This is a genomic window from Bacillus songklensis (assembly GCF_042649685.1).
Taxonomy (GTDB): Bacteria; Bacillota; Bacilli; order Bacillales; family Bacillaceae_H; genus Bacillus_BA; species Bacillus_BA songklensis.
On sequence record NZ_JBHRZT010000032.1, the window covers coordinates 92,335 to 116,747 of the forward strand.

Annotated in this window: 23 protein-coding genes and 1 pseudogene; 14 read left to right on the forward strand and 10 right to left on the reverse strand. The window is 40.4% G+C overall.

Going from position 1 to position 24,413, the window contains the following annotated elements; translation table 11 throughout:
* The first annotated feature begins 26 nt into the window (after positions 1 to 26).
* The 7 genes from ACFOU2_RS08400 (at position 27) to ACFOU2_RS08430 (ending at position 7,334) form a co-directional block, all read left to right on the forward strand.
* Positions 27 to 1,349, forward strand: coding sequence for a hypothetical protein (locus ACFOU2_RS08400; protein WP_377914101.1), 1,323 nt, complete (start codon positions 27 to 29; stop codon positions 1,347 to 1,349).
* Between the two features lies 1 nt (position 1,350).
* Positions 1,351 to 2,481 (forward strand): glycosyltransferase family 4 protein, encoded by a 1,131-nt coding sequence (locus ACFOU2_RS08405; protein ID WP_377914103.1) that lies wholly within the window; start codon positions 1,351 to 1,353, stop codon positions 2,479 to 2,481.
* Between the two features lie 76 nt (positions 2,482 to 2,557).
* Positions 2,558 to 3,736, forward strand: a complete 1,179-nt coding sequence (locus ACFOU2_RS08410) for a glycosyltransferase family 4 protein (protein WP_377914105.1) — start codon at positions 2,558 to 2,560, stop codon at positions 3,734 to 3,736.
* Positions 3,736 to 4,356: a sugar transferase gene (locus ACFOU2_RS08415; protein WP_377914107.1), complete on the forward strand. Its 621-nt coding sequence runs from the start codon at positions 3,736 to 3,738 to the stop codon at positions 4,354 to 4,356. The genes ACFOU2_RS08410 and ACFOU2_RS08415 overlap by 1 nt, the downstream gene beginning before the upstream one ends.
* Before the next feature lies 1 nt (position 4,357).
* A complete protein-coding gene (locus ACFOU2_RS08420; protein ID WP_377914109.1) occupies positions 4,358 to 5,164 on the forward strand; it encodes a formyltransferase family protein in 807 nt (268 codons plus the stop codon).
* A gap of 85 nt (positions 5,165 to 5,249) precedes the next feature.
* Positions 5,250 to 6,410: a DegT/DnrJ/EryC1/StrS family aminotransferase gene (locus ACFOU2_RS08425; protein ID WP_377914111.1), complete on the forward strand. Its 1,161-nt coding sequence runs from the start codon at positions 5,250 to 5,252 to the stop codon at positions 6,408 to 6,410.
* Positions 6,411 to 6,545: 135 nt separating this feature from the next.
* Positions 6,546 to 7,334 (forward strand): sulfotransferase family 2 domain-containing protein, encoded by a 789-nt coding sequence (locus ACFOU2_RS08430; RefSeq protein WP_377914113.1) that lies wholly within the window; start codon positions 6,546 to 6,548, stop codon positions 7,332 to 7,334.
* A 24-nt stretch (positions 7,335 to 7,358) separates the two neighbouring features.
* Here the strand turns inward: ACFOU2_RS08430 and ACFOU2_RS08435 are convergent, their stop codons facing one another.
* From ACFOU2_RS08435 to ACFOU2_RS08450, 4 genes and pseudogenes are all read right to left on the reverse strand, one after another.
* Positions 7,359 to 7,541 (reverse strand): hypothetical protein, encoded by a 183-nt coding sequence (locus tag ACFOU2_RS08435; RefSeq protein WP_377914115.1) that lies wholly within the window; start codon positions 7,539 to 7,541, stop codon positions 7,359 to 7,361.
* A gap of 258 nt (positions 7,542 to 7,799) precedes the next feature.
* Positions 7,800 to 9,665, reverse strand: coding sequence for a polysaccharide biosynthesis protein (locus ACFOU2_RS08440; protein WP_377914117.1), 1,866 nt, complete (start codon positions 9,663 to 9,665; stop codon positions 7,800 to 7,802).
* Positions 9,666 to 9,753: 88 nt separating this feature from the next.
* Positions 9,754 to 11,055 carry a nucleotide sugar dehydrogenase gene (locus ACFOU2_RS08445; RefSeq protein WP_377914286.1) on the reverse strand — a complete coding sequence of 434 codons (1,302 nt, stop codon included), beginning with the start codon at positions 11,053 to 11,055 and terminating at the stop codon, positions 9,754 to 9,756.
* Positions 11,038 to 12,036, reverse strand: a pseudogene (locus tag ACFOU2_RS08450) (NAD-dependent epimerase); the annotation flags it as partial. The pseudogene ACFOU2_RS08450 and the gene ACFOU2_RS08445, both read right to left, overlap by 18 nt.
* A gap of 234 nt (positions 12,037 to 12,270) precedes the next feature.
* On the opposite strand from ACFOU2_RS08450, the gene ACFOU2_RS08455 reads away from it, so the two are divergent.
* Positions 12,271 to 13,077, forward strand: coding sequence for a cyanophycinase (locus ACFOU2_RS08455; protein WP_377914119.1), 807 nt, complete (start codon positions 12,271 to 12,273; stop codon positions 13,075 to 13,077).
* On the opposite strand, the gene ACFOU2_RS08460 is transcribed toward ACFOU2_RS08455, so the two are convergent.
* Together ACFOU2_RS08460 and ACFOU2_RS08465 are read right to left on the reverse strand one after the other, a co-directional pair.
* The gene (locus tag ACFOU2_RS08460; RefSeq protein WP_377914121.1) at positions 13,026 to 13,256 is read right to left on the reverse strand and encodes a hypothetical protein; all 231 of its coding nucleotides are present in this window, start codon (positions 13,254 to 13,256) and stop codon (positions 13,026 to 13,028) included. The genes ACFOU2_RS08455 and ACFOU2_RS08460 overlap by 52 nt on opposite strands.
* A gap of 50 nt (positions 13,257 to 13,306) precedes the next feature.
* Positions 13,307 to 13,576: a hypothetical protein gene (locus tag ACFOU2_RS08465; RefSeq protein WP_377914123.1), complete on the reverse strand. Its 270-nt coding sequence runs from the start codon at positions 13,574 to 13,576 to the stop codon at positions 13,307 to 13,309.
* A gap of 246 nt (positions 13,577 to 13,822) precedes the next feature.
* Here ACFOU2_RS08465 and ACFOU2_RS08470 point away from each other — a divergent pair, with 246 nt between their 5' ends.
* The 4 genes from ACFOU2_RS08470 (at position 13,823) to ACFOU2_RS08485 (ending at position 17,845) form a co-directional block, all read left to right on the forward strand.
* On the forward strand, positions 13,823 to 14,719 hold the full coding sequence (locus ACFOU2_RS08470; protein WP_377914125.1) for an acyl-ACP desaturase: 897 nt from the start codon (positions 13,823 to 13,825) through the stop codon (positions 14,717 to 14,719).
* 375 nt (positions 14,720 to 15,094) lie between these two features.
* A complete protein-coding gene (locus ACFOU2_RS08475) occupies positions 15,095 to 16,186 on the forward strand; it encodes a YsnF/AvaK domain-containing protein (protein ID WP_377914127.1) in 1,092 nt (363 codons plus the stop codon).
* 260 nt (positions 16,187 to 16,446) lie between these two features.
* Positions 16,447 to 16,668 (forward strand): hypothetical protein, encoded by a 222-nt coding sequence (locus tag ACFOU2_RS08480; protein ID WP_377914129.1) that lies wholly within the window; start codon positions 16,447 to 16,449, stop codon positions 16,666 to 16,668.
* 349 nt (positions 16,669 to 17,017) lie between these two features.
* Positions 17,018 to 17,845, forward strand: coding sequence for a histidinol-phosphatase (locus ACFOU2_RS08485; protein ID WP_377914131.1), 828 nt, complete (start codon positions 17,018 to 17,020; stop codon positions 17,843 to 17,845).
* Between the two features lie 95 nt (positions 17,846 to 17,940).
* Here ACFOU2_RS08485 and ACFOU2_RS08490 read toward each other — a convergent pair whose 3' ends face one another.
* Positions 17,941 to 19,023 (reverse strand): inorganic phosphate transporter, encoded by a 1,083-nt coding sequence (locus ACFOU2_RS08490; protein WP_377914133.1) that lies wholly within the window; start codon positions 19,021 to 19,023, stop codon positions 17,941 to 17,943.
* 350 nt (positions 19,024 to 19,373) lie between these two features.
* Between ACFOU2_RS08490 and ACFOU2_RS08495 the strand changes: the two genes are divergently transcribed.
* Together ACFOU2_RS08495 and ACFOU2_RS08500 are read left to right on the forward strand one after the other, a co-directional pair.
* The gene (locus ACFOU2_RS08495; RefSeq protein ID WP_377914135.1) at positions 19,374 to 20,876 is read left to right on the forward strand and encodes an aminotransferase class V-fold PLP-dependent enzyme; all 1,503 of its coding nucleotides are present in this window, start codon (positions 19,374 to 19,376) and stop codon (positions 20,874 to 20,876) included.
* Positions 20,877 to 21,083: 207 nt separating this feature from the next.
* A complete protein-coding gene (locus tag ACFOU2_RS08500) occupies positions 21,084 to 21,752 on the forward strand; it encodes a GDSL-type esterase/lipase family protein (RefSeq protein ID WP_377914138.1) in 669 nt (222 codons plus the stop codon).
* A gap of 85 nt (positions 21,753 to 21,837) precedes the next feature.
* Here the strand turns inward: ACFOU2_RS08500 and ACFOU2_RS08505 are convergent, their stop codons facing one another.
* The 3 genes from ACFOU2_RS08505 to ACFOU2_RS08515 all read right to left on the reverse strand — a co-directional run bounded on the left by ACFOU2_RS08505 (position 21,838) and on the right by ACFOU2_RS08515 (position 24,412).
* Positions 21,838 to 22,830: a glycerophosphodiester phosphodiesterase gene (locus ACFOU2_RS08505; protein WP_377914140.1), complete on the reverse strand. Its 993-nt coding sequence runs from the start codon at positions 22,828 to 22,830 to the stop codon at positions 21,838 to 21,840.
* A gap of 153 nt (positions 22,831 to 22,983) precedes the next feature.
* A complete protein-coding gene (locus tag ACFOU2_RS08510; protein ID WP_377914142.1) occupies positions 22,984 to 23,382 on the reverse strand; it encodes a GtrA family protein in 399 nt (132 codons plus the stop codon).
* Between the two features lie 13 nt (positions 23,383 to 23,395).
* Positions 23,396 to 24,412 carry a glycosyltransferase family 2 protein gene (locus ACFOU2_RS08515; protein ID WP_377914144.1) on the reverse strand — a complete coding sequence of 339 codons (1,017 nt, stop codon included), beginning with the start codon at positions 24,410 to 24,412 and terminating at the stop codon, positions 23,396 to 23,398.
* Position 24,413: the final 1 nt, after the last annotated feature.

Below are 24,413 nucleotides of genomic sequence, written 5' to 3' on the forward strand. Positions count from 1 at the left end.
AAAAGAAGAATGGGGGGATGAATCTTGTGACTCAAACACGGATCATTGATTGGCTCCAAAATTTATGGATATCCATCTTAATAATAAGTCCTTTAGTGATTATGATTAAAGCTGTTCCCCATGATTGGGCAGGCTGGGTTTTAGTTTATTTTTCATATGGCATTATTTTGTGCTTTAAGGATTTTTGGGAAGATGGACCTTTAACTTTTGTGATGTTTTTAATCATTTCTATTTACCATGCTTTTGCGATAACAAACGTCTACTGCGCAACCTTTTTGAGCGGGGGAGCAGATGCCCTTGATTTTCATGAAACAGCAGTACGATTAGTATACGGTGAAACAACATGGCAATTTGGAAGGGAAATTTATGAGCTGATCTTAAGTTATTTTTATAAAGTTTTTGGCCCCTCTCTTTTCTTTGGGGGTGAGCTTTCAGTTTTTTGGATGGTATTGTCTTTAATCATTATGGTTAAAACAATTAGACTGCTGGGACTGTGGCAATATCGGGTCGGCCTTATGCTTCTTTTTGGCCTCCTGCCGTCCGTGATTATGTTCGGTACTGTGTCATTGCGTGAGCCGCTTGAAGTTCTTTTTTTCCTGTTAACGGTCTATTTAACTCTTAAACAGAGAAAAAGTTCAACGGTAAAAAGAGGTTTACTTATACTTGCAGTTATTACAGCGTTTGGAATGCTGCATGACGGATTGCTGCTTTATTCAGTATTCTTGATTGTATTCAATCTTTACTGGGGATTTAAAATTGATAAAAAGAAAATATGGGGCAGGTTTCAGAGGTTTTTGGCTTTAATACTTTCGCTTGCCTTTGCTCTCGCCTGGATTTCCGTTACAAAAGAGTTTGGAAATGCCATTTCAGCTTTAGCAACCGGCGAGTCTTTAAACTATGTAGAAAATTACCGAACAGCAAGTTCCAGCTCGCGAACCACTTATGGTCTCCTTATTGATTCTTCTTCATCTTTCGGAACTGTAACAAACCTTCCCATCATGTTCCTCAATTATATGTTTGCCCCGTTTATATGGCAGATCGGACATTTATATGATCTTTATGCCAGTATGGAAGCAATACTGCGGTTTAGTCTTATCTGCTTTTCCTTGTTGTTATGGCGCCGCTCCCAGAGCGAAATGCGAAGTCAGTTAGGATTTTTGCTGGTTTTGTTTTTTACACTGGAATTTACATGGTCAATGGGTACAATTGCCTGGGGAACGGCTATACGCCACCATTTACCGGCATATGGACTTCTAGTTTTGACAGGCGGGCCCGGCCTGCTGGCATTCCTGCGAAAAATGGTCAGCAGAGCGGCTGCTGGCAGTGAACGGACAACTGGGGGGAGATAGAATGAAAATCCTCCATGTTATCACCTGCCTTGATGTTGGCGGGGCTGAGATGATGCTATACAAGCTTTTAAAGCATACAGACCATACAAAGTTTGAATCCTTTGTCGTGTCTTTAACTGACAAGGGAAGCATCGGCGAGAAAATAGAACATTTAGGCATTCCTGTTTATACTCTGGGATTAAAACCGGGCGAAATGGAGCCCGGGTCCTTATGGAAATTATACCGTTATGTTCGGCAGGTCAATCCTGACCTTATTCAAGGGTGGATGTACCACGCAAATTTTGTGTCGCAGGCTGTTGCCGGTCTTATGTTTCCCAAAAAGCCTGTACTTTGGAATATAAGACAGTCCCTTGATCATATTGCTCAAGAGAAAAAAATGACGAGGGCTCTTATAAAATTGAGTGCCAAAATGTCTTTTTTGCCTAAAAGAATCATCAATAACTCTTTAACCAGTGCTAAACAGCATGAACAAATTGGCTACCGGAACGATAAAAGGGTGATTATACCGAACGGCTTTGATACCGATTTATTTGCCCCTTCAGAAAAAGCCGGAACGAATCTTCGATCTGAACAGGGAATTACCGATGATCACTTGCTCATTGGACTGATCGGGCGGTATCATCCCCAAAAAGACCACACCACTTTTCTGAAGGCTGCTGCCCTCCTGATTGAAGAAGTGCCGAATGTCCGATTCATTTTAGCGGGAAGAGAAGTTGATAGCGGCAACCTTTGCTTGATGAAAGAAGTAGAGGCGCTTAGCCTCGATAATTATGTTCGGCTGCTCGGGGAAAGGCAAGATATCCCTGAAATCACAGCTGCATTGGATATAGCTGTCTCTTCTTCTAAAACAGAGGGGTTTCCAAATGTTATCGGAGAAGCCATGTCCTGCGGAGTTCCCTGTGTAGTGACCGAAGCAGGGGATACCCCCTGGTTAATAGGAGATACTGGATTGATTGTTCCCCCCGGCAATCCTTTACGGTTAGCGAGGGCCTTAAAAGAATTAATCGAGTGTGGCCAGGAAGGAAGGAAGAAACTGGGGTTTGCAGCGAGACAGCGGATTGTCCAGCATTTTTCGATTGCTCGAATAGTAACGCAATATGAAGAGCTGTACGAACAGGTAATAAACAACTAATGGTTAGTTAAGGACCTACTCTGTTTTATCACCAGACATGAAGCAGAGAAATTTTTAAAAAGAGCTGGGGATGTGAATGAAGAAGATTTTACAAGTATGTGCAATAGATGTTTCGGTAGATACGCTTCTAGGGCCCTTGATTCAAGCACTGATGAATGAGCAGTACACGGTTCATGTTGCTTGTACAGACACCGGTCATTTTAAAAAGCTGCAAGATCAAGGATTTCATATGATTGAAGTTCCAATCGACCGGAAAATAAGTCCATTATCAAACATAAAATCAATTATAAAATTGTATGCATTAATGAAAAAAGAACAATATGATATTGTTCATGTTCATACCCCTGTGGCGGCTGCATTAGGCCGTATGGCAGCAAAAATGGCAGGGGTGAAGCAAATTGTTTATACGGCACACGGCTTCTACTTTCATGATGGAATGCCGCGCGTGCAGTACCGCTTTTTTTATGAACTTGAAAGATTCCTGGCAAAACACTTTACCGATTACTTGCTTTTGCAGAGCAAGGAAGATTATGAATTGTGCTTAGAGAAGTCATTTAAGGAAACCTCTCGTATATGTCATATAGGCAATGGTGTAGACGTTTATTCAAGGTTTCATCCAAATAAAGTAGCGGCGGCCAAAGAAAAATTAAGACAGGAACTGGGAATTGCCGATGATGATATTGTCATTTGTTTCATAGGCAGACTTGTAAGAGAAAAAGGGATTTTTGAACTAATAGAAAGTTTTAGACTATTAAAAGAAAAACATCAGCAAACAAAGCTTTTAGTTATCGGAGACTTATCGCTGAGTGAAAGAGACCAAACAAGTTACAAGGAATTGCAAAAATTAATGAAAGATGAAAAAGTGATTGCAACGGGATTTAGAAAAGATATTCCCGAACTGCTTTCAATCAGCGACATCTTTGTCCTCCCTTCATACAGAGAAGGGCTTCCGCGTTCAATCCTTGAAGCAATGTCAATGGGGAAGCCGATTATTGCAACGAATATACGAGGCTGCCGTGAGGAAGTAGTGGATGGAGAAAATGGATTTTTGGTAGAGAAGGAAGACCATTTTCAGTTATCCGAGAAATTGGAGCTATTAATAAAAAACGAAAAAATTAGAGAACAATTGGGAATAAACAGCAGAAGAATGGCAGAAAAAGAGTTCAATGAAGAAAATGTTATTAAAAAGCAGCTGCAGATTTTTCACCATTTACTCAACCTGCAATTAGAAGGAAAAAGGGGAGAAGATGATTAATGAAAAGAATGTTTGATTTTATTTTTTCATCACTCCTCTTGCTTTTTCTTTCCCCTCTTATTTTCTTGATCGCTCTGCTGGTTCGGATTCATCTGGGAGCACCGGTTTTCTTTAAACAGCTCCGTCCCGGACTCCATGGCAAGCCATTTTTATTATACAAATTCAGAACAATGACAGACCGACGGGACGAAAATGGCAAGCTGCTGCCTGACTCCGAAAGGCTGACAGCTTTCGGGAAATTCCTTCGCCGTTATAGTATGGATGAAATACCCCAATTGTTCAATGTTATGAAAGGTGAATTAAGTATGGTCGGGCCCAGACCGCTTTTAATGGAATATTTGCCTCTTTATACAAAAGAGCAAATGCGCCGACATGAGGTTAAGCCGGGAATTACCGGATGGGCACAAGTAAATGGAAGGAATTCGATTACCTGGGAAGAAAAGTTCAAGCTTGACGTATGGTATGTGGATAATCAATCATTTTTCCTTGATTTGAAAATTCTTCTCATAACCATATTGCTGGTATTGCGTTCAAAGAATATTAATCAGCCAGGCCAGGCGACAATTGAGTTTTTTAAAGGAAATCAAAATAATAACGGGGATTCTGAGGTGGACCGGTAAAATGAAAGGAAAAAGTTTGAATATTATATTGTTGGGGAGAAAAACTTGGGCTGCAAAAGCACTTGGATTCTTGCTTGAGCAAGGTCACAATGTTGTAGCCGTTGTAGGAAAGGAAGCCTTTCTTGAACTGGATCACCGCAAAGGATCTTTGTTGGAAGAGGCAAAAGAGCGGGGAATCCAGACTGCAGCCATCAACGAATTGTACAGTTGGATTGAGGCTGGGGCAGGGAGCCCTGTCCCGTTTGAAAAGGTAGATTTAGTCATTTCATATTTGTTCTGGGAGAAGATAAAAGAACCTTTACTTTCAATCCCTAAATTGGGAGCCATTAATTTCCATCCCGCGCCGCTGCCGGATTTAAGGGGAGTGGGCGGATACAACAAAGCGATACTTGAGGAAAGGGAATATTACGGAGTTACGGCACATTATATGAGCGGAGAAATTGATGAAGGGGATATTATCAAGGTGCACCGTCTTAAAATAGATCCCCAAAATGAAACAGCTTTAAGTTTGGAACAGAAGAGCCAGGAAGAAATGTTTCTTCTTTTTAAAGAGGTTATAACCAGCCTGCAAAAGAATGTTTCCTTGCCAAGAATGAAACAGAACAAGCAAGAGGGCATTTATATCAATCGGGAGCAGTTCGAGCAAATGAAATACATTATGCCTCACGACAATGAAGAAGTAATCAGAAGAAAGATTAGAGCTTTTTGGTTTCCCCCTTACGATGGAGCAAAAATTAAAATCGCAGGGACCGAATTTACATTGGTCGACAAATCAATCTTGAATGATTTAAGCAAATGGCTCCATTAATTTTCCACAGTAAAAGCCCCTATTAACACTTACCGCTAACTTTTTATAAGGATTCACCACTTAATTGAAAAGGTGTGAGAAGAAAATGAATTCTTTTCAAAAGCGAATATATCTTTCCCCTCCACATATGGGGGGGCATGAAAAAGAATTTGTGGAGAAAGCATTCGCTGACAATTGGATTGCTCCTCTCGGTCCGAATGTCGATTCCTTTGAGCGAGAACTTGCAGACTATGTAAAGGTTCAGGGAGCACTTGCATTAAGTTCTGGAACAGCAGCCATTCATTTAGCTCTAAGGCTTCTGGAAGTAGGGGCCGGAGATTGGGTCTTCTGTTCCAGCTTAACATTTGTAGCGAGTGCCAATCCCATTTTATATCAGGGGGCCGTACCCGTTTTTATCGATTCAGAACCAGAAAGCTGGAATATGAGTCCCGGGGCATTAAAGCAGGCATTAAAAGAGGCTGCCTTTGATGGAAAGCTCCCAAAAGCTGTTATTGTAGTTAACCTGTACGGCCAAAGTGCAGATATGGCAACAATCATCGAGATATGTGATCAATACAGAATACCGGTCATAGAAGATGCCGCAGAGTCCCTCGGAGCGACCTATAAGGGGAAAGCGAGCGGAACACTTGGCCGTTTTGGTATTTACTCATTTAATGGAAATAAAATCATTACAACATCAGGCGGCGGCATGCTTGTATCTGATGATCTGGAGAGCCTGGAAAAAGCCCGTTTTTGGGCCACTCAGGCTCGTGATGCTGCCAAACACTATCAACATAGTGATCTAGGTTATAATTATCGGTTAAGCAATATACTTGCCGGTATTGGAAGAGGACAGCTAAAGGTACTGGAGAAGCGGGTCGAGGCAAGACGTTCTAATTTTAACCATTACTTTTCCCGCCTTTCAGATATTGATGGAATTGACTTTATGCCCGAATCCGTTCATGGAAAATCTACAAGATGGTTGACTGCTTTAACGATTGATCCTATAAAGTGCGGTATATCAGCACCGCAATTAGTCGAATTGTTGGAGAAACAAAACATAGAAGCTCGTGCTGTTTGGAAACCTATGCATCTGCAGCCGCTGTATCAGAACTTTAGCTATTATCCGCATCAGCCTGATCAGAGTATTTCAGGTGAATTATTTGAAAAAGGGATTTGTCTGCCTTCAGGCTCCAATTTAACGTCAACCGACCGAGAAAGGGTAATCGAATGTATTCGAGGGATTGTAAAGGGCCCGGGTAAATGATTCACTGTCCTTAGCGGATAGTTAGGGCCTCACTGATGGGAGGTTTCTTACTCTTAACCTCACCATTTTTCCTTTTATCTTTATAGGAGAAGGTTTGAAGATAAAAGCGCCACTTTAATTAGAAGGGAAAAAAAAATGACTTTTTTGGGAAAGACTTTGAAACAAACTTTAAGAAATAGTAAGAAGTTTATAAAAAGGACATTGGTAATCAATAGTATCGTTAGAAATATATATAATATGGTTCCTTCTGAATTGAAATTATGGTTTTCCAGAGTAAGTGAAAATCCATATAAAGAAATGGAAGATGACAATAAAGTGATTTTTGTGCATATCCCCAAGGCAGCCGGAAACGGAATAAAAAAATCACTGTTTGGCCAGACGATATCACCTGGCCATTATTTTGCTGTGCATTATAAAAAAGAAGATAGTCAAAAGTTTAATAGTTATTATAAATTTACAATAGTCAGAAATCCGTGGGATCGGCTGGTTTCTGCTTACTTTTTTCTTAAACAAGGCGGGAAATGTGCAGCTGACTACGAATTTTCACAACGATATTTGAAAGATTTCGAAAGTTTCAGGTGTTTTGTATTGAAATTGAAGGATACAAATTTCCAGAAGAGAATGATGAGATGGATGCATTTTATTCCGCAATATAAGTTTGTGTTTGATGAAAATGATAAACTGGCAGTTGATTATTTGGGAAAATTTGAAAGTATTGAAGAAGACTTCAATTATCTGAAGAACAAATTACAGAAACAAAGCGCGGTTTTAAAGAAGGAAAATCAAAGTAAGCATAAACCTTATTGGGAATATTATGATGAAGAGATGGTGGAAATCGTCGGGGAGATTTATAGAGAAGATGTAGAGCGATTTAAATATAGCTTTCCTCTTGAAAAACTTAAGAAACAAAAAGAAAATCTGTAAGCAAAAAAGAAGGAAAACGGATATCTAAAAAGATTTCGGTTTTCCTTTTTGGCGTTTGTACTTTTCTTTTTCTAACCTGAGGATTAAATATTGTATAAAGTCTTCTGTTGTTAAAGGCCTCTTTTCATATGCAAACTCATAAGCATCAAGCATGATTTTTAATAAATGATGCTGATTGAAGGGGAAGGTATGTTTTTTTCTGCTCATTTGATAGAACTCATTCCTTGATATAGTTTTAGGGTACCGTGCTCTTGATCATTAGATTTCACTAGCCGGATGGATTTGTTTCATTGAAGAAAGTTACATCATGGGGATAAAAGAACCCCAAAAGCGGTAGGAGGTTCTTTTATAGGCATAGGCTGAAAGGGTGGAGGCTTGATTGTATACAAAGCAAAAGGATATTCAATGATGGGGAAGTAAGAAATCAGGGGAGTTTCCAGCCGTCAGAAGGCCGACTCTACTTCCTCATTCTGATTTGCTGCAGCCTCCGCTTTGCGGTTGATATGCAGGAACAAGCTGTTTTAAGAGGGACTTAATATCATTTGCAATTTCGCACGATTCTTCCTGAAGAATCACACGTTCCAATTTATTTAAAGAGGACGGCAGATCAACTTCCCGTGATTTTGCCGGTTTCGCTACATAAATGAGTTGATGCTTTGAAGCAATGCTTCCTTCTTCTGACGTTAATATTTCCTCATAGAGCTTTTCACCAGGTCGTATGCCTGTATACTCAATTTTTATATCTTTTTCTGGCTCTAAACCGGATAAGGTGATTAAATCTCGAGCTAAATCGCTGATTCTAACAGGCTGGCCCATATCAAGGATAAAGATTTCCCCTCCCGCGGCTAAAGCACCGGCTTGTATAACCAGCTGCACAGCCTCAGGAATTGTCATAAAATAACGTGTCATTTCCGGGTGGGTAACAGTAACAGGGCCTCCCGCTTTAATTTGCTGCTTAAATAAGGGAATAACACTTCCTCTGCTTCCGAGAACATTCCCAAATCGAACAGCTGTAAATTTGGTATTGCTTTTTTGATTTAAATCCTGAATGATCATTTCGGCGACACGCTTGGTTGTTCCCATCACGCTAGTGGGATTAACCGCTTTATCGGTTGAAATGAGGACAAACCGCTCAACCCCGAAGCGATGGGAACATTCTGCGACATTCTTCGTTCCGAATATATTGTTTTTTACGGCTTCTGCGGGGTTGTTCTCCATCAAAGGGACATGTTTATGGGCGGCCGCATGGAATACGACGTGGGGACGCCACAAATTAAAAACATTGTCTATTCTCTTTTTATCCTGGATATCAGCAATGATTGATTTAAATGAAATCTGGGGAAACTGTCTTTTTAGATCATGTTCTATTGAATATATACTATTTTCTCCATGACCTAATAAAAGCAATTGATGGGGTGAAAATCTGGAAATCTGCCGGCAAATTTCAGATCCGATCGAACCGCCCGCTCCAGTAATCAGAACAATTTTGCCGGTTACGTATCCAGCAATCTCCTGTAAATCTATTTCAATAGGGGGCCTTCCAAGCAAATCTTCCACTTTTACGTCTCGAATCATATTGATACAAATCTTCCCATTTATAATATCGCCGATACGAGGAAGGATTTTGATGGCAGCTTTTGTTTTTTTACATATATTAATAACTTCTGCAATTTCCGATGAAGGGGCTGAGGGGATAGCGACAACGATTATCTCGATTTGATACTGCCTTACAATAGAAATAATGTCTTTTTTTGTCCCGACAACCGGAATACCCCATACCCGCATGTTTAATTTATTTAGATCATCATCTACAAAAGCAACAGGATACAAGGGGGTATCTATCGAGTTTTTTAATTCTCTCGCCACTAATACACCTGCATTTCCTGCCCCAATGATTAAGGTCCTTTTTCTATTCATTCTTATTTTCCGCTGGTTTTCTTGAATAATGCGGCCTAAAAATCTGGAGCCAAATACACCCAATATAATCATCATCCATGTAAGGGGAAACATTGAATGATGAATGGGCACATCTATCCCAGTTTGATTCCACAGAAATTGAAGGAAATAAACAAAGAACATTGATAAAGAAGTTGCTTTCGTAATAGATATAATTTCCCCTGTACTTGCATATCTCCATATCCGATGATAGAGTCTGAATGTATGAAAGAAGCTGATGGTAGTTAACCAGAATAACAGAAAAACAAGGAGTGTTTCAATGGCAAACTGATTGGAGACAGTGCCATGTAAAAGAAAATGAGAGGCTGCTACAGAAGAGAGAATGATTACTGTATCAATCAGAATAAATACGATATAACTCTTATATTTGTTCATGGAATTTCCTCCATTAAATTATTCTTGCCATATTGTTATGTGTAAAATTTCACAAAAACTTTAGGTAAAAAGACTTTTTTTTACGGATTTAGAGTCTCCATAGTTCAATAGAATTAGGTCTGGAATCTTGTGGAAGAACGCTCTTAATATCAACTAGGACACCCTGGCAATCAATCAACAAGGAACCTAAATCCTCCCAATTCATTTCCATATATTGTTTGTGTGGAACCGCTAATATAATAGCGTGGCTCGGTTGAAGATCATGAAACGGGCATAAAGTTAAGCCGTATTCTTTTTTGACTTCCTCCGGATCTGCCAGTGGATCTGCCACTTGCACCTTAATGCCGAACTGCTGCAGTTCATGGATAATATCAATAACTTTTGTATTTCGTATATCAGGTACATTTTCTTTAAAGGTTAACCCTAGTACTGTTACAACCGATCCTTGAACTGCTGTTCCTTTTTGAATCATTAATTTTAAAAGAGCCAACACGACAAATTGTCCCATCGTATCGTTTATTCTTCTTCCTGCTAAGATCACTTCCGGATGATAGCCGATACTTTCAGCTTTGAAGGTAAGATAATACGGATCGACTCCGATGCAATGACCTCCTACCAGACCCGGGCTAAACCGAAGAAAATTCCACTTTGTTCCTGCCGCTTTCAATACTTCAGCTGTATCCAATCCCATCCGTTCAAAAATAATAGCCAATTCATTCATTAATGCAATATTGAGGTCACGCTGTGTATTTTCAATTACTTTGGAAGCTTCGGCTACTTTTATGGAAGGGGCTTGATAGACTTCGTTAACGACCGAGCCGTATATTTCAGCAATAGCTTCCTTTGTTTTTTCGTCCTGGCCGGAAACTACCTTTACGATGTTTTGGAATGTATGTTCTTTATCGCCGGGATTTATTCTTTCGGGTGAATATCCCACAAAAAAATCCGCTCCTGCTTTTAAACCGGATTGTTTTTCGAGAATCGGAATGCACACTTCTTCTGTAGCCCCTGGATAGACAGTAGATTCATAGACAACGATCGTACCTTTTTGCAGATGGTCACCAACTGTTTTTGAGGCTGAAATAAGCGGTTTAAGGTCTGGCCTTTTCGTGTCATCGATTGGTGTAGGGACTGTAACAATAATGAAATTACATTCCTCCAGCTCTTTTGGATTTTCTGTATAGCTTATAGGTGCCCTTTTTAATTCTTCTTTCGAAACTTCTCCCGTATAATCAATATTCTCCTTTAAGGTTTGAATGCGTTTTGGATTTATATCAAATCCTACAACCGGAAATTTATTGCTGAGTGAGAGGGCTACAGGCAATCCGACATAGCCGAGTCCCACTACCCCAATTTTTCGATTAAAGTTTTTAAGACCATAATACTCCAAATACCAATCAACAAATTTTCCAACGCCTTCTTCTATGGAAGTTGAAGGTTTGAAATCAACAGCCTGCATTAAATCATCTACGTTCGCGTAAGTTTCTGGAACGTCGCCCGGCTGGAGCGGAAGGAATTCTTTTACCGCTTTTTTGCCAAGTTTCTCCTCTAGTACAGATATAAAGTCCATTAACTGAACAGGCTGGTTATTGCCAATATTGTAAACTTTGTAAGGGGCGCTGCTTGTGTGATCTTCAGAGCAGAGAGGAGAGGGTGTGCGTGGGATCAAGCGAACAATTCCCTCTACAATGTCATCAATATAAGTAAAATCGCGCCTCATTTCACCTGAGTTGAACACTTGGATTGGCTGGCCATCAATAATGGCTTTTGTAAATTTAAATAGGGCCATATCCGGTCTTCCCCATGGGCCGTATACCGTGAAAAAGCGCAACCCGGTTGTCGGCAATCTATATAGATGGCTGTAAGTGTGAGCCATCAGTTCATTTGCCTTTTTAGTTGCTGCATATAAACTAATAGGATAATCGACGTTGTCATCTGTTGAAAAAGGCATTTTTGTATTAGCCCCATACACGGAGCTTGAGGATGCATACAAAAGATGTTCAACTTGATGATGACGGCAAGCCTCCAAAATATTCGTAAAACCTACAATATTGGATTGGATATATGCATGAGGATTTTCAAGACTATATCGAACCCCTGCCTGGGCGGCCAAATGCACAACGGCAGTTATATGATACTTGGAGAAAAGTGTATCGATTGCTTTTTGATCTTCTAATGAAGCATAAAAAAACGTAAATCCTTCATGCTCTTTTAATAAATCCAACCTTGAATGTTTTAAATTCACCTCATAATAATCATTTAAATTATCGAGCCCAACCACTGTATAGCCTTCTGCCAATAATCGTTTTGATAGATGAAAACCTATGAATCCGGCGCAGCCTGTAATAAGAATTTGACTATCGGTCAACATTTTCAGCTCCTGTCCCTTCTAGAAAATTGATAGCTACATTTGTATATGAAGGGAGGAAAGGCAAGGTGCGTTAAACTATGAAAAATGGGTAGCAATCTATCAAAAATAAAAGATAGAGATATAGAATGTTTACATCTTTCTATTGAAAATTATTTTTATATTTTGGTTTTAATTAAGCTAATTCAGGGTAAAGTTTTCTGAAAAATTATATTTGAAAAAATCAGGTGAAGAAAGATGCATAAAGGGGAACTGCTGATTATCGGTGGAAGCGAGGGGAAGGAGCACGAAACCGAGATTTTAGATAAATTTATAGAATTGTCACGCGCACGGGGAGGAGCTGTCGGCATTTTACCGACAGCCAGTCAAATTCCAGACCAGGTCAGTGCTGAATATGTTGAAACTTTCCGCAGGCTTGGAGCGCAGGAAATAGAGATTATTGGTGTAGATTCAAGAGAGAAAGCTGAAAGCCCTGAAATCAGTGAGTTGGTATCGAAACTATCAGCTCTTTTTATAACGGGAGGCAACCAAAAACGGTTAAAAGATTTGATAAAAGGGACAGCACTATATGACACCTTATACGAAAAGTGGTCAAGCGGGATGGTGATTGGAGGAACAAGTGCCGGAGCTTCTATAATGGGTGAACATATGATTGTTTCCGCCCAAACGAAAGCAAAGGATGACGTTTTAGAGGTAGATATGGACGAGGGTTTTGGTTTGTTGAAAAACATGATCATTGACCAGCATTTTTCTCAGCGGGCGAGATTTGGGCGCTTACTGCATGCCATTGCTCAGGAATCTCAAACAATTGGAATAGGTATCGATGAAAATACTGCTATCCTGGTAAAAGGAAATGAGTTTGAAGTATATGGTCAGCACCAAGTAAGGGTGTTTGACGGAAAGAACAGGACCTATGTCGATGTTAATATAGCTGATAACGGAAGCGAAGAGGCAACAATGTCTGGCATACAATTGCATACGCTTACAAAAGGCTATCGTTTTGATTTATCCAAGCGCGAGTTACTAAATAGAAAAGGAGAATAAAAACGAAAATTAATTTGCTTTCCTAATTTTAAAACATCGGCGTCCACTTCATATTTTTTCCCGCTGAACGGATCGGTATAGGAATCCGTTGCTACAACCGCTGCAAGCTGTACCGGAACGGAACGGTTATCTTCGTCAGAAACTGTATTAAAGCCGCGATGGTGGACATCGACATACACGTCAGGCTTGAACTCTTTGAACACGCTTGTAACGGTTCTTGATTCAGCCGTTACGTAAAAGCCGCCGTTGCATAGCGGTCAGGGGAAAGATTTGAATAGCCGGCTATTTCCAGCTTCATTTTTCCTTTTGAAGAAGATTCTAGCTTTTGAAGAGTACTGTACAATTCAGGATTGCTCATATAGCTTGAAAGAGAAATGTTCTGCTCATTTTCGACCCACGGGCCGTTTGGTCTTGACTGCCCTTCTGCAAAGGCGGTTGTCGACGCTGCCATTGATAATGCAAGAGCTGCTGGAATCATCATTTTTGAAATTTTTCTCATATGATCCTCTCCATTAAATTATTTCGATTTACTTAAATTTAGAAAATCTAAATAACAGGTCGACGTGTTAATCTTCAATGTTTGCGGCAATAAAGATAAAGAGGCTTTTCAGGAAAACGGCTAACTTGAGGATAAGTGAAAGCCATGGATGAGAGTTCACAAGTTGTTCTTGAAATGATCAGAAATGACCCTGTTTTTTGAATATAATAGAGTTAATAGAAGAAAGAAATTAGAGGAGGCTAACACTTGCTTACAAATCACTTGGATTTTAGACTCGAGCCAAAGTTAAAAGAACTTTATGAGGAGCACAAAATAAGAGCAGAAAAAATAGACTGGGGATACCATGACTTTTTACCGTGGGATAAAGCACAAGATTTCCGGAGAGTCCCGTGGGATCCAAGTCAAGTAACCCTTCCGCAGGGAGTGGTTACGGCAGTGGAGACGGCTCTGCTGACAGAAGTAAATTTGCCATGGTTTACATCGCATTTGGAACAAACATTCAAAGGTTCACTCGCTGTCATACAGGATTTTGTACATACATGGACCGCCGAAGAGGATCAGCATTCCAACCTTTTAGAAACCTATCTTCTGATTACTAGAAATGTGGATCCTAAACGCCTTCATCAACTGCATAAACAAACTGTAGAAGGCGGCTGGCAGCCGGATTTCCATACACCGTTTGAAACCATGGTTTATACATCGCTTCAAGAATTGGCGACAATGGTTTTTTATATGAATGTGGCGAAAGTGGCAGGGGAGCATGATAAAGATTTGGGGGGACTTCTTAGAAGACTGGCCAAAGATGAAATTCTCCATTATGCTTTTTACCGTGACGTCATAAAATTTCATTTGCAATTGGAGCCGAATTATTGTTATTATCTCGGTCATGTTATTAAAAACTTCCAAATGCCGGGGGCTGTAATGCCGGATTTTGAAAATCGGATGTCAATCATCGCAAAAGAAGCCAATTACGGACCGTTGGAATATTTTGATCAAGTGCTGGATGTAATTGTGGAATATTGGGAATTGGAAAAATTAAGGCCGATTGCTCCTGAAGCCGAAAAGGCGCGACTGGACATCCTCAACTATCATGCACGGCTGAAGCGCGTAAGAGACCGCTTTAACGCTTCAAAAAGAACATGAGGGTAAATGTTGAATCGTGCACTGAAGAGACTCACTAAGTTTTTCATAACGGTTCATTTTTAGGAGGATGGCTCAAAAGCATGTTTTTATGCTTTTGAGCCATCCTCTTTTCCGTTTATCTCAATTCCGATAGTCGTCTTATTGTCTATTGATCGTACGTTTTTATTATATAAAAATCCACATAAAGAGGAGTTCTGTCAAGTAAAAAGGCAGGCATTCACCATAAGATAATCTATTAAATGAGCAAATGGAAAAAAGAAATCTACAAAACTTTTATTACCAAAAGTTTCAAAGAGAAATCCCCGGGGTAAACAAACTATGGGAGTAAATGTAAATTTATTTCCAAATGAAATGGATTTTAGGAGGGATAAAAGAATGGTCGGCACTTTTTATTCAGAGCAAGAGGTCTTGTATGCGATTGAAGGGTTGAAGCGTAAGGGTTATCGTGAAACCGATATCATGGTGGTGGCAAAAAACAGAAGTGATATTCCCTTGGTTGCTGCTCAAACTGGAGTCATGATAGAAGCGGATATGCAAGTGAGTACCTTAGCCGGTGCTATGATGGGCAGCTTGTTTACCATGATGACAGCCGGTATGGGCGGTCTTCATGCAAATGCACTGGCTGACAGACTCATGGAAAGAGGCATCCCGGAATTTACTGCAAAACAATGTGAGACGGAAGTCAATAAAGGGAAAATGATTGTATTGGTCGATATGAATCCAGCTTACAGCAGTCCGATTTACGATGATGCCGGAGACGTACAGGTTGAGGCTGAAGAACAAAAATCAGTCCGTCTCCGTGAGGAACAACTTGACGTCACAAGGGAACGTGTACAGATTGGAGAATTACAGCTCCGTAAAGAAGTGATTGAAGAACAGCGAACCATTCACGTTCCGCTTACCCGTGAAGAAGTATATGTGGAGCGCCGTCCCGTCGTAGACGGCAAGTACGATGGCGGCCCTATTTCGGACGATGAGCTCATTCACATCCCTATTATGGAGGAACGCATCGAGGTAACAAAAAGACCTGTAGTCGTTGAAGAAATCATTGTCGGCAAGAGAAAAATTCAGGAGACAAAGCAGGTACAGGATATTGTGAAGAAAGAAGAGGCCCGCATCGAACGTACAGAAGCTCCTGTCATGGAGGAAAACCCGTATATCACCCATTTAGCCAGTGAAGAAGACTTAAATATCGCCAGCTTAACGAACAATGGGAAAGAAGAAATCCGCACAAAGCGTACAGGCTCTCTTGCTGTTAAAGAAGATAAAGAAAATCCTGGCTCACCCAATAACCAAAAGAATGAAACGAGTGTAAATCAAAAAGATTCTTCTGATGTTGAAGCAAATAAAAATATTGCTATTTCAGCGAATAGCAAAAAAGAAGGAGCCACCCTCAAGGCTGCGGATTCTTCCGACGATGAGGAAAATAAAAACAATAAAACTCAAATTAATAAAAAGAAAAAGTAACCATTTCTAGAAAATAACATGGGGGTAAACATGAAATCCTTGGATAGTGTACAAAAAAGGCTGCCGATTTAACCGGCAGCCTTTTTGGCATTTCTTTTTCCCGCAGTTTTGCCGATCATTTACATATAGACAGTTTCTATCCCGTTAGAATTCAACGCCTTTAATGGTGGAAGCTTCACTTGATATAAAAAAAGAAAACAGGGAAAACTAGGGAAGGTTCGTTATACTCATTAGTTGACATATTGAAAGGGTGAAATTTTATGAAAAATTTAAGGTTTTTACTGGCTGATCAATTCCAGGCCGAGAGTCTAGCGGAAGACTTGAGGCTGCAGCTTGAAATAAACCGTTTTGAAGATGTCAAAGTGGTTCCTGTCAAAGATCGTAATGAAATTATCGTTCAAGTACCAGAGGCAAATGGGACGCTGGAGGAAACGGTGGATAGCTTCATGAAAAATTACAGAACAGGGGAAATACTTGAATAAAGCATCCTCTTGAAAAGAAAGCTGTTGATGAAGGGCAACAGCTTTTTTGCTTTAGAGTATATATGAATCCGCCAAACACCTTTGTAAGCTCGTTCAAGATGAAAAAACAGAAAAGCGCAAATAGAAGAAGGCTCGATGGCAGAGGTTAAAAAAGGAAAGGAAATATTTCTAGTGGAGTGAATGTGATAAGTATAGGCAGGCGTTATGTAAAAACGGTAAATGATCCAGCTGGCTTTAGGGAGTCTTTCATATTTTTGGGGACAGTTGAAACAAGACGTTTTAGTCAACAAATGGACGGGCACACTGATTATATATGTAAATAACACGAAAGTAAAAGGGGATTGAATTCATGAATCATTTACAAGGTCCGGTTAAATTTGACTTCCATACCCATCATGAACGCTGCGGTCACGCGATTGGAACGATTGAACATTATGTAAAATCAGCGGTCGAAAAAGGATTGGACCTCATTGGGATTGCAGATCATTCTCCTTACCTTTACAGCGAAGAAGACCAGCTTTACCCTACAATCGCTATGGCCAAAAGTGAATTGCCAAGGTATGTGGATGAAGTTTTGCGTTTAAAGCAGAAATACAGCGGAAAAATCCAAGTGCTGCTTGGTATTGAAAGCGACTTTTATCCTGAACACTTGGAGATTTATCGCCAGCAATTAAGTCTGTATCCGTTTGACTATATTATCGGCTCTGTTCATTATGTAGATGACATCAGCATTTTCAAAAAAGACCGGTGGGAAGGGCTAACCAATCAACAAAAAGTACAGACCAAAGAGAAATATTATAACTTAATCGAGCAATCGGCCCGCAGCGGCATGTTCCAAATTCTCGGTCACATTGATGCGATGAAAGGTTTTTACCCTGAATTTTCAGCAATTGAAACAGAGGTCATCGAGAATACGTTGAAAGTCATCGCTGAAAGTGATATTGCGATTGAAATCAATACATCCGGGAAAACAAAAGACTGTGGAGGGTGGTATCCGTCAGATGAAATCTTGGAAAGAGCACTTTTTTATGATGTAAAAGTCACGTTTGGATCGGATGCCCATACTCCAGATCGTGTAGGGGACGAATTCGAATTGGTCCAAAAGAGATTGAAAGAGCTGGGTTTTAAGGAATGGGCTTATTTTATTCAAAAGGAGAGATATATGACGGCTTTATAATATCCACAAAAATCAATTGACATAAATAAAAAGCATTTATGTCAATTGATTTTTGTATTCCACGATTCAATAAAAATGTCGCTCATGCACAAATCCTATATTCCGCCACCTTCATCATATGTCGCTCTTTTCTCTTTACGGACGATTTGGGACAGCCGTATGGTACCGATTGTAGCAACTAGGGTGCTTACAATGATAAAGAGATTGTATGTATTTGGCCTAGCGAACAAATTAATAAGAAAATAGGAAACTACGAGTGAAGCTAATGGAGAGATAATCCATACCATGATAATTTGTTTAATAACCCCTTTTTGCAACATGATAAATCCATCTTTAGCTGCCCCGACTCCAAGAATGCCGCATGTCGTTACTTGTGTAAGAGGAACAGGCAGACCAAATAATGAAGCTATAATAACAAGGGCTCCTCCCGTAAATGAAACAGTGCTTCCCTGCAATAATGAAAGTCTAGTAATCTTCTTGCCGTTTGTTTCCAATACTTTTCCTCCCAATGTGATGGCTCCCAACGAAACGAAGAGGGCTCCAAGCCAGAGACCATTCCCCTCGGAAAGAATATTCGCACCAACGAGAGGACCGACGGCATTTGCTACATTGTTCATGCCGGCGGAAAAGGCTTCCAAGCAGCCGCCAACCACAAGGAGTACTGACAGCCATTTCGTCCACTTCCCTTGTCCTTTCAATCCATTCCAGCGATTTTCTGCGTACTCAATAAGTTTTCCGAGTGTAAAGGTGATAAAGAAAGAGAGTACAGGCACAATAATCCAAAACGATACAATGATGGAAAGCTTATCAGTATATAAAGATTGATAGGCAATCCCGACTCCAATAATGGATCCGACGGTCACTTCACTGGTCGATAAAGGGATGCCGAGCAGGTTGGATAAAAACAGGGTAAGCGTCGCTCCAGCCAGAATAATCACGACAACTTCAACACTAAAGTGGTTCGAAGGGATAATGCCGCTTCCAATCGTCTTGACAACTTCGCCCCCTCCTAACACAGCACCCAAAAAGGCTGCCAATGAAACTAAAAACATGGCTAAACGTTTATTTTTTATTGCTCCTGCTCCGTATGCCGCTCCCATTGAAGCTGCCGTTCCGCTTGCACCAATATTCATAGCAAAGAAAAGAGCTACCACAATGGCAATGTAAGTTAGTATCATTCCGTTATCCCCTGCCCCTTATTATTTGTTTCTTGTATTCCAAGAAAATGTGGTCAATATATTGTTTAGAAATTTTGTACTTAAAAATAATAATCTAAGTAAAAATATCGGAATTAAAAGGATTAATATTTTGATTATATACACATTTTTGAAAAAAGCAAGCCCAAATTGATTTTTTTGAAATAATTATTTTAATATTTTTTCATAACCAAATGACGAAAGACTGCCCGATTGATTAAAAATATGAGGATACTCGAGATTTTCTATATTCTTTTAAGGAATGCATATGACTCTTATCGCAGGCTGAACATATACTATTTAAGGGACACTAGGCTAAGGGTGGAATCTACATGATTACAGCAAAAATCGGGAGTAAGACTTTTCAATTTGGAAGTGAACTAGAAGCTTATTTTCAGTCATTTCGTGAACATATCATCGGGAATGAGCAATATTTTCACTCCCCTTATGGAAAACAGAAAATCATTTATGCAGATTGGACCGCCAGCGGTCGTTTATATGGACCGATCGAATCGAAAATCAATCATGTTTTTGGACCGTTTATGGCTAATACGCATACGGAGTCCAATGTAACAAGCTCCATTATGACATTGGCCTACAAACAAGCGCAACAGATCATAAAAAGGCATGTAAATGCAGGTGACCACGATGTGATCATAATGGATGGATTCGGTATGACTTCTGTGGTCAATAAGCTGCAGAGAATATTAGGGATAAGGGTACCGGAGAAACTGAAACATAGACTGGTCATTTCTGAAGAAGAGCGCCCGATCATTTTCATTACACATATGGAGCATCACTCCAATCACACGTCCTGGCTTGAGACGATAGGGGATGTGGTCATGATGAAGCCACATTCGAACGGTAAAATTGAACCTTACCAGTTGGATCAGCTTTTACATGCCTACAGTCACCGTAAATATAAAATCGGTTCCTTTTCAGCCTGTTCAAACGTGACTGGAATCGAAACTCCCTATCATAAACTGGCAAGGAAAATGCATGAGCATGGAGGGATATGCTTTGTCGACTTTGCAGCGTCCGCACCTTACGTAGAAATCAATATGCACCCGGAGGATCCAATGGAGAAGCTGGATGGAATTTTCTTTTCTCCTCACAAATTTTTAGGAGGGCCAGGCACCAGCGGGGTACTTGTTTTAGATTCGGGACTCTATTCCAATGAAGTGCCCGATCACCCAGGGGGCGGAACGGTAGCATGGACCAACCCATGGGGAAAGCATCAGTATTTCTCCGACATTGAGGCACGCGAAAACGGTGGGACCCCTGGAATCCTTCAGGCCATTAGGACCGCTTTATGCGTGAAATTAAAAGAACAAATGGGTGTCGAAAAAATGATGCAGCGAGAAAAGGAACTGCTTGACATCTTGCTTCCGGAGTTGAAGAAAGTACCAGGATTGAATGTGTTCGAAGATCATATCACGGAACGACTTGGCATTGTCTCCTTTTACGCCGATAACATTCATTATAATTTGATTGTAAGGTTATTGAACGATCGATTCGGTTATCAAGTCAGAGGGGGATGTTCATGTGCCGGGACGTATGGCCATTTTTTATTTAACATCAATCCGAAACAATCGAAAATCATAACGGATAAGATAGATGAGGGGGATTTATCCTTAAAACCGGGATGGGTTCGCTTTTCCATCCATCCAACCATGACGAATCAAGAAATATACGGATTTATACAGGCTATGAAATTAATCGTAAAGAACATCAAAGAATGGGAAAAAGATTATTGGTATGATCCCAAAAGCAATGACTACTTTTATGTGGATCATCAAAGAGCGGATATGGAGATTCTTTTTCGATTGCATTGATGAGAGTTAAGGCATAAATCCATATAAAAAATTTGACATCAGCAAAAAATGCCCATGTCAAATTCTTTACGCATCAGCCATTCCCCTTTGCACATAGCATGATGAAGAAGCTTTTTCAATTGCCCATTTTTAGGCCCCCGGTGACAACGCTGTCCCCAAAAGAATAAATATGATAGTGAAATGGACTTATTTTTAGGAGGGAGATGGATGGAGAAGAGGGGGGAAGTCCCCATACTGTCTTATGCAGCGATAGGGGACTCATTAACAGCGGGCGTCGGGTCCTCGTTCTTTGCACCAGGTTTTGTTGGCAGATATGCCAGAATGACCGAGCATGAACTGAATTCCCATGTTTGCCCAAACATCGTTGCCAGAGCTGGATACACGACTGGTGATGTGTTAAGAAGTCTGAAGCATCCTTATGTAAGAGAGCGTTTGAAAAGGGCAAACATCATCACCATTACAGCGGGTGGAAATGATCTTATTCAAGCGGGCAGGCAGTTTGCAAGAATGAAACAAGAGGATGCGCTGTTTGAAGCACTTGCGAAGTGCAGAGAAAATATGTCGGAAATCGTTCATACCATTTATGAGTATAAACATGAAGTACATGAGCCCTTTATTATCAGAATAGTGGATTTGTACAATCCGCTTCCGGAGGTGGCGCTTGCGGGGAGATGGGTCCGGTTATTCAATCGTCACATAGACAGCTTCAGCGGGCACCCGCATATCAAAGTGGCTAAAATTTACGATGCCTTCAAGCGTTCTTTAGATGAATGGCTGTCACCAGACGGGATCCATCCGAATGGCAAAGGGTATGAGCATATAGCAGAAACCCTGCATCAATTAGGATATGGAAACCTTCATACTATTACGGAATAGCAATAACCTATGGAGAGTGAATCGGGAAATAAGCGATTTCTCTTTCCGCCTTTTCTTTGTATAGCAGAAAAAAAACGATAAGCGGCTATATGTTGTAGCAACCTACCGTTTTTTTATTTAAATACTTGTTTTCCTCATGAACAGATTTAATCGACTCTTGGAAAAGCTCACTTACAAATAAAATAAATGACGACCATGAATCATAATACGGTGGAGAAGAATGGGATGGATTTACGGCAGCACCGCATAAGCCATCCTTTAACCGAGGGATATCGGTGATGACCCCATCAATGTCCCAGTTTGTCATTTTAAGGTACGTATCCCTTTCGTTCACTGTCCAGGTGAAAATTTTAAAGCCGCGACTCTTGAGTGACTTTATGAGCTGATGATTTAAAACGCCATGATAAAGATTAATGTATTTCACATTGGAAGAGTATTCGGTCAGTTGTTGTTCGGATGGCGGGGATATAAGAAGAATGCCGGTTGGTACGGTAGGAAGGAGCCTGTTGAACTCCTTGATGCTGCCGTAATCAAATGATTGTACAATGATGGAATGATTTTTTCGCAAATGAAGCTTCCTTTTTCTTAGTTCATTTGCTAATAGACGCTCGATTCCCGGATAAAGGTGCGGATCTTTCAGCTCGATTAATAAGCCTATTTTATTAGAATATCGATCCAAAACTTCCTGCAATGCAGGGAGTTTTTCTTCTGAAAATTCTTCATTGAACCAACTTCCTGCATCTAAATGTCTCATTTCGTTTAAGGAAAAATCCTTGATCCTTCCCGTCCCGCTTGTTGTACGATTCAAAAAAGGGTCGTGAATGACAACAAGCTCCCCATCTTTTGCCATTTGAACATCCATCTCAATATAATCAGCTTTTTGCTGTACGGCTAAATCAAAGGCAGCCAATGTATTTTCGGGAGCGAACCTGGATGCGCCGCGATGGGCGACCGTCTTTATGCGCGGATTCAGTCCTCCTGCTTCTGACTTCTTCGGTTGTAACTCCTTCGACTCTAGCTCTTCTGCGAATATGGCGGCGAAAATGAATAATATATACAATAAAGCTACAAATAACATAAATGGGCCTCTCTTTAAATAAAGGATAAAGATCCAAATACGATCAACTTTAGTGTATGTCGATGGATGGTTACCGGTGCATGTACGCCAGATCGGAAAAGGTATGTGTCCTGAATCATTTAACATGAATAGTCTCTATAAGTGTATAGAATGTTAGTTAGAAAAAACGAATTGCCTCTGACCGAGATAATTCAAAATGGTATAAAAAGCGGTACCGAATAAAATAGCGACGTCTTCTACATAGGTCAACGGAAGGTCAACCACCCGTTCCATAATCCAAAATGCGGAACGGATGCCGACAAAATAAGCGAGAAAATAGCAAAGCGATATTACGGCGACAAAGCGGTAGATGGTATGCTGGATTGGTTGCGCGCTTCGAAATGTAAAAGATTTATTTAGTACGTAGCTTACACAGGCACCGGCAGCATTACCGCCAAATGTTGAGAGCCAATAAGAAAGGTGCGCAGCATGAAGGAGAACATACATGACGGAAAGTCCGATAAAGGTATTGATAAGGCCAACCAACAAAAAACGTAAAAAGGAGTGGCTCATATGTTTTACCTCTTTAAATAAACCTTTCTTCCATGAGCATATCGGTTTCATCATGTTGAAAATGTCCGAGCCGTTCACTGTACAAATCAATATCAATGGCGTACTTAGGTCGTCCCTTTACTTCCATAAAAATCTTTCCAATGTATTCGCCGATCATGCCGATTCCCATTAACTGCAACCCACCAATCAGCCAAATTGAAATAATGAGGGATGTCCATCCGGCATTCGTATATCCAAGCGTCTTTTGAATGAGTGCATACGCTCCAGCAATGACGCTTAAGAAAAATAAGAAAAAACCAAGGGATGTTATAAATCTGATCGGGGCGACACTAAAAGATGTTATGCCATCAAAAGCAAACGACAGCATCTTTTTAAGAGGATATTTTGTTTCCCCGGCAAAACGCTCTTTTCGATCATATATCACTTCTGTCCATTTAAATCCAATCATGGGGATGATGCCGCGCAAAAATAAGTTTGCTTCTTTAAAACGGCTGAGCTCTTCAAGTGCACGTTTGCTCATCAAACGATAATCAGCATGGTTGTACACCAAATTAATACCCAGTTTATTCATGAAACGATAAAAGCCCAGAGCGGTCGTTCTTTTAAAGAAGGTATCTGTTTTGCGGCAGCGGCGGACACCATATACAATCTCACATCCTTCGTGATAGTGAAGGATAAAATCTCGAATGACGGAAACATCGTCCTGTAAATCTGCATCAATTGAAACAACGCAATCCGATTTATCTTTTGCTTTTTCAAGGCCGGCTAAAAGGGCTTTTTGATGTCCTACATTGCGTGCTAATTTTAAGCCGGTCACATAATCGTTTTTCGTACTTTCCATGGCAATCAATGACCATGTTCGATCACGGCTTCCATCATCGACAAACAAAATTTTGCTCTCGCTGGAAATCAGCTCTTCAGCTGTTAAATCATCTAAAACGGATGTCAATTGTTTCGCCGTCTCTTCCAGCACTTCCTCCTCGTTATAACAAGGAACAACAATGGTTAATAAAGGCTGTGACTGTTTCAAT

What these genes read in the sequence shown, in the direction of transcription:
- ACFOU2_RS08405 (WP_377914103.1), top strand. Translation starts at nt 1,351, where the DNA reads ATGAAAATCCTCCATGTTATCACCTGCCTTGATGTTGGCGGGGCTGAG.
- ACFOU2_RS08410 (WP_377914105.1), top strand. Translation starts at nt 2,558, where the DNA reads ATGAAGAAGATTTTACAAGTATGTGCAATAGATGTTTCGGTAGATACG.
- ACFOU2_RS08415 (WP_377914107.1), top strand. Translation starts at nt 3,736, where the DNA reads ATGAAAAGAATGTTTGATTTTATTTTTTCATCACTCCTCTTGCTTTTT.
- ACFOU2_RS08420 (WP_377914109.1), top strand. Translation starts at nt 4,358, where the DNA reads ATGAAAGGAAAAAGTTTGAATATTATATTGTTGGGGAGAAAAACTTGG.
- ACFOU2_RS08425 (WP_377914111.1), top strand. Translation starts at nt 5,250, where the DNA reads ATGAATTCTTTTCAAAAGCGAATATATCTTTCCCCTCCACATATGGGG.
- ACFOU2_RS08430 (WP_377914113.1), top strand. Translation starts at nt 6,546, where the DNA reads ATGACTTTTTTGGGAAAGACTTTGAAACAAACTTTAAGAAATAGTAAG.
- ACFOU2_RS08435 (WP_377914115.1), bottom strand. Translation starts at nt 7,541, where the DNA reads ATGAGCAGAAAAAAACATACCTTCCCCTTCAATCAGCATCATTTATTA.
- ACFOU2_RS08440 (WP_377914117.1), bottom strand. Translation starts at nt 9,665, where the DNA reads ATGAACAAATATAAGAGTTATATCGTATTTATTCTGATTGATACAGTA.
- ACFOU2_RS08455 (WP_377914119.1), top strand. Translation starts at nt 12,271, where the DNA reads ATGCATAAAGGGGAACTGCTGATTATCGGTGGAAGCGAGGGGAAGGAG.
- ACFOU2_RS08465 (WP_377914123.1), bottom strand. Translation starts at nt 13,576, where the DNA reads ATGAGAAAAATTTCAAAAATGATGATTCCAGCAGCTCTTGCATTATCA.
- ACFOU2_RS08475 (WP_377914127.1), top strand. Translation starts at nt 15,095, where the DNA reads ATGGTCGGCACTTTTTATTCAGAGCAAGAGGTCTTGTATGCGATTGAA.
- ACFOU2_RS08480 (WP_377914129.1), top strand. Translation starts at nt 16,447, where the DNA reads ATGAAAAATTTAAGGTTTTTACTGGCTGATCAATTCCAGGCCGAGAGT.
- ACFOU2_RS08485 (WP_377914131.1), top strand. Translation starts at nt 17,018, where the DNA reads ATGAATCATTTACAAGGTCCGGTTAAATTTGACTTCCATACCCATCAT.
- ACFOU2_RS08490 (WP_377914133.1), bottom strand. Translation starts at nt 19,023, where the DNA reads ATGATACTAACTTACATTGCCATTGTGGTAGCTCTTTTCTTTGCTATG.
- ACFOU2_RS08495 (WP_377914135.1), top strand. Translation starts at nt 19,374, where the DNA reads ATGATTACAGCAAAAATCGGGAGTAAGACTTTTCAATTTGGAAGTGAA.
- ACFOU2_RS08500 (WP_377914138.1), top strand. Translation starts at nt 21,084, where the DNA reads ATGGAGAAGAGGGGGGAAGTCCCCATACTGTCTTATGCAGCGATAGGG.
- ACFOU2_RS08505 (WP_377914140.1), bottom strand. Translation starts at nt 22,830, where the DNA reads ATGTTATTTGTAGCTTTATTGTATATATTATTCATTTTCGCCGCCATA.
- ACFOU2_RS08510 (WP_377914142.1), bottom strand. Translation starts at nt 23,382, where the DNA reads ATGAGCCACTCCTTTTTACGTTTTTTGTTGGTTGGCCTTATCAATACC.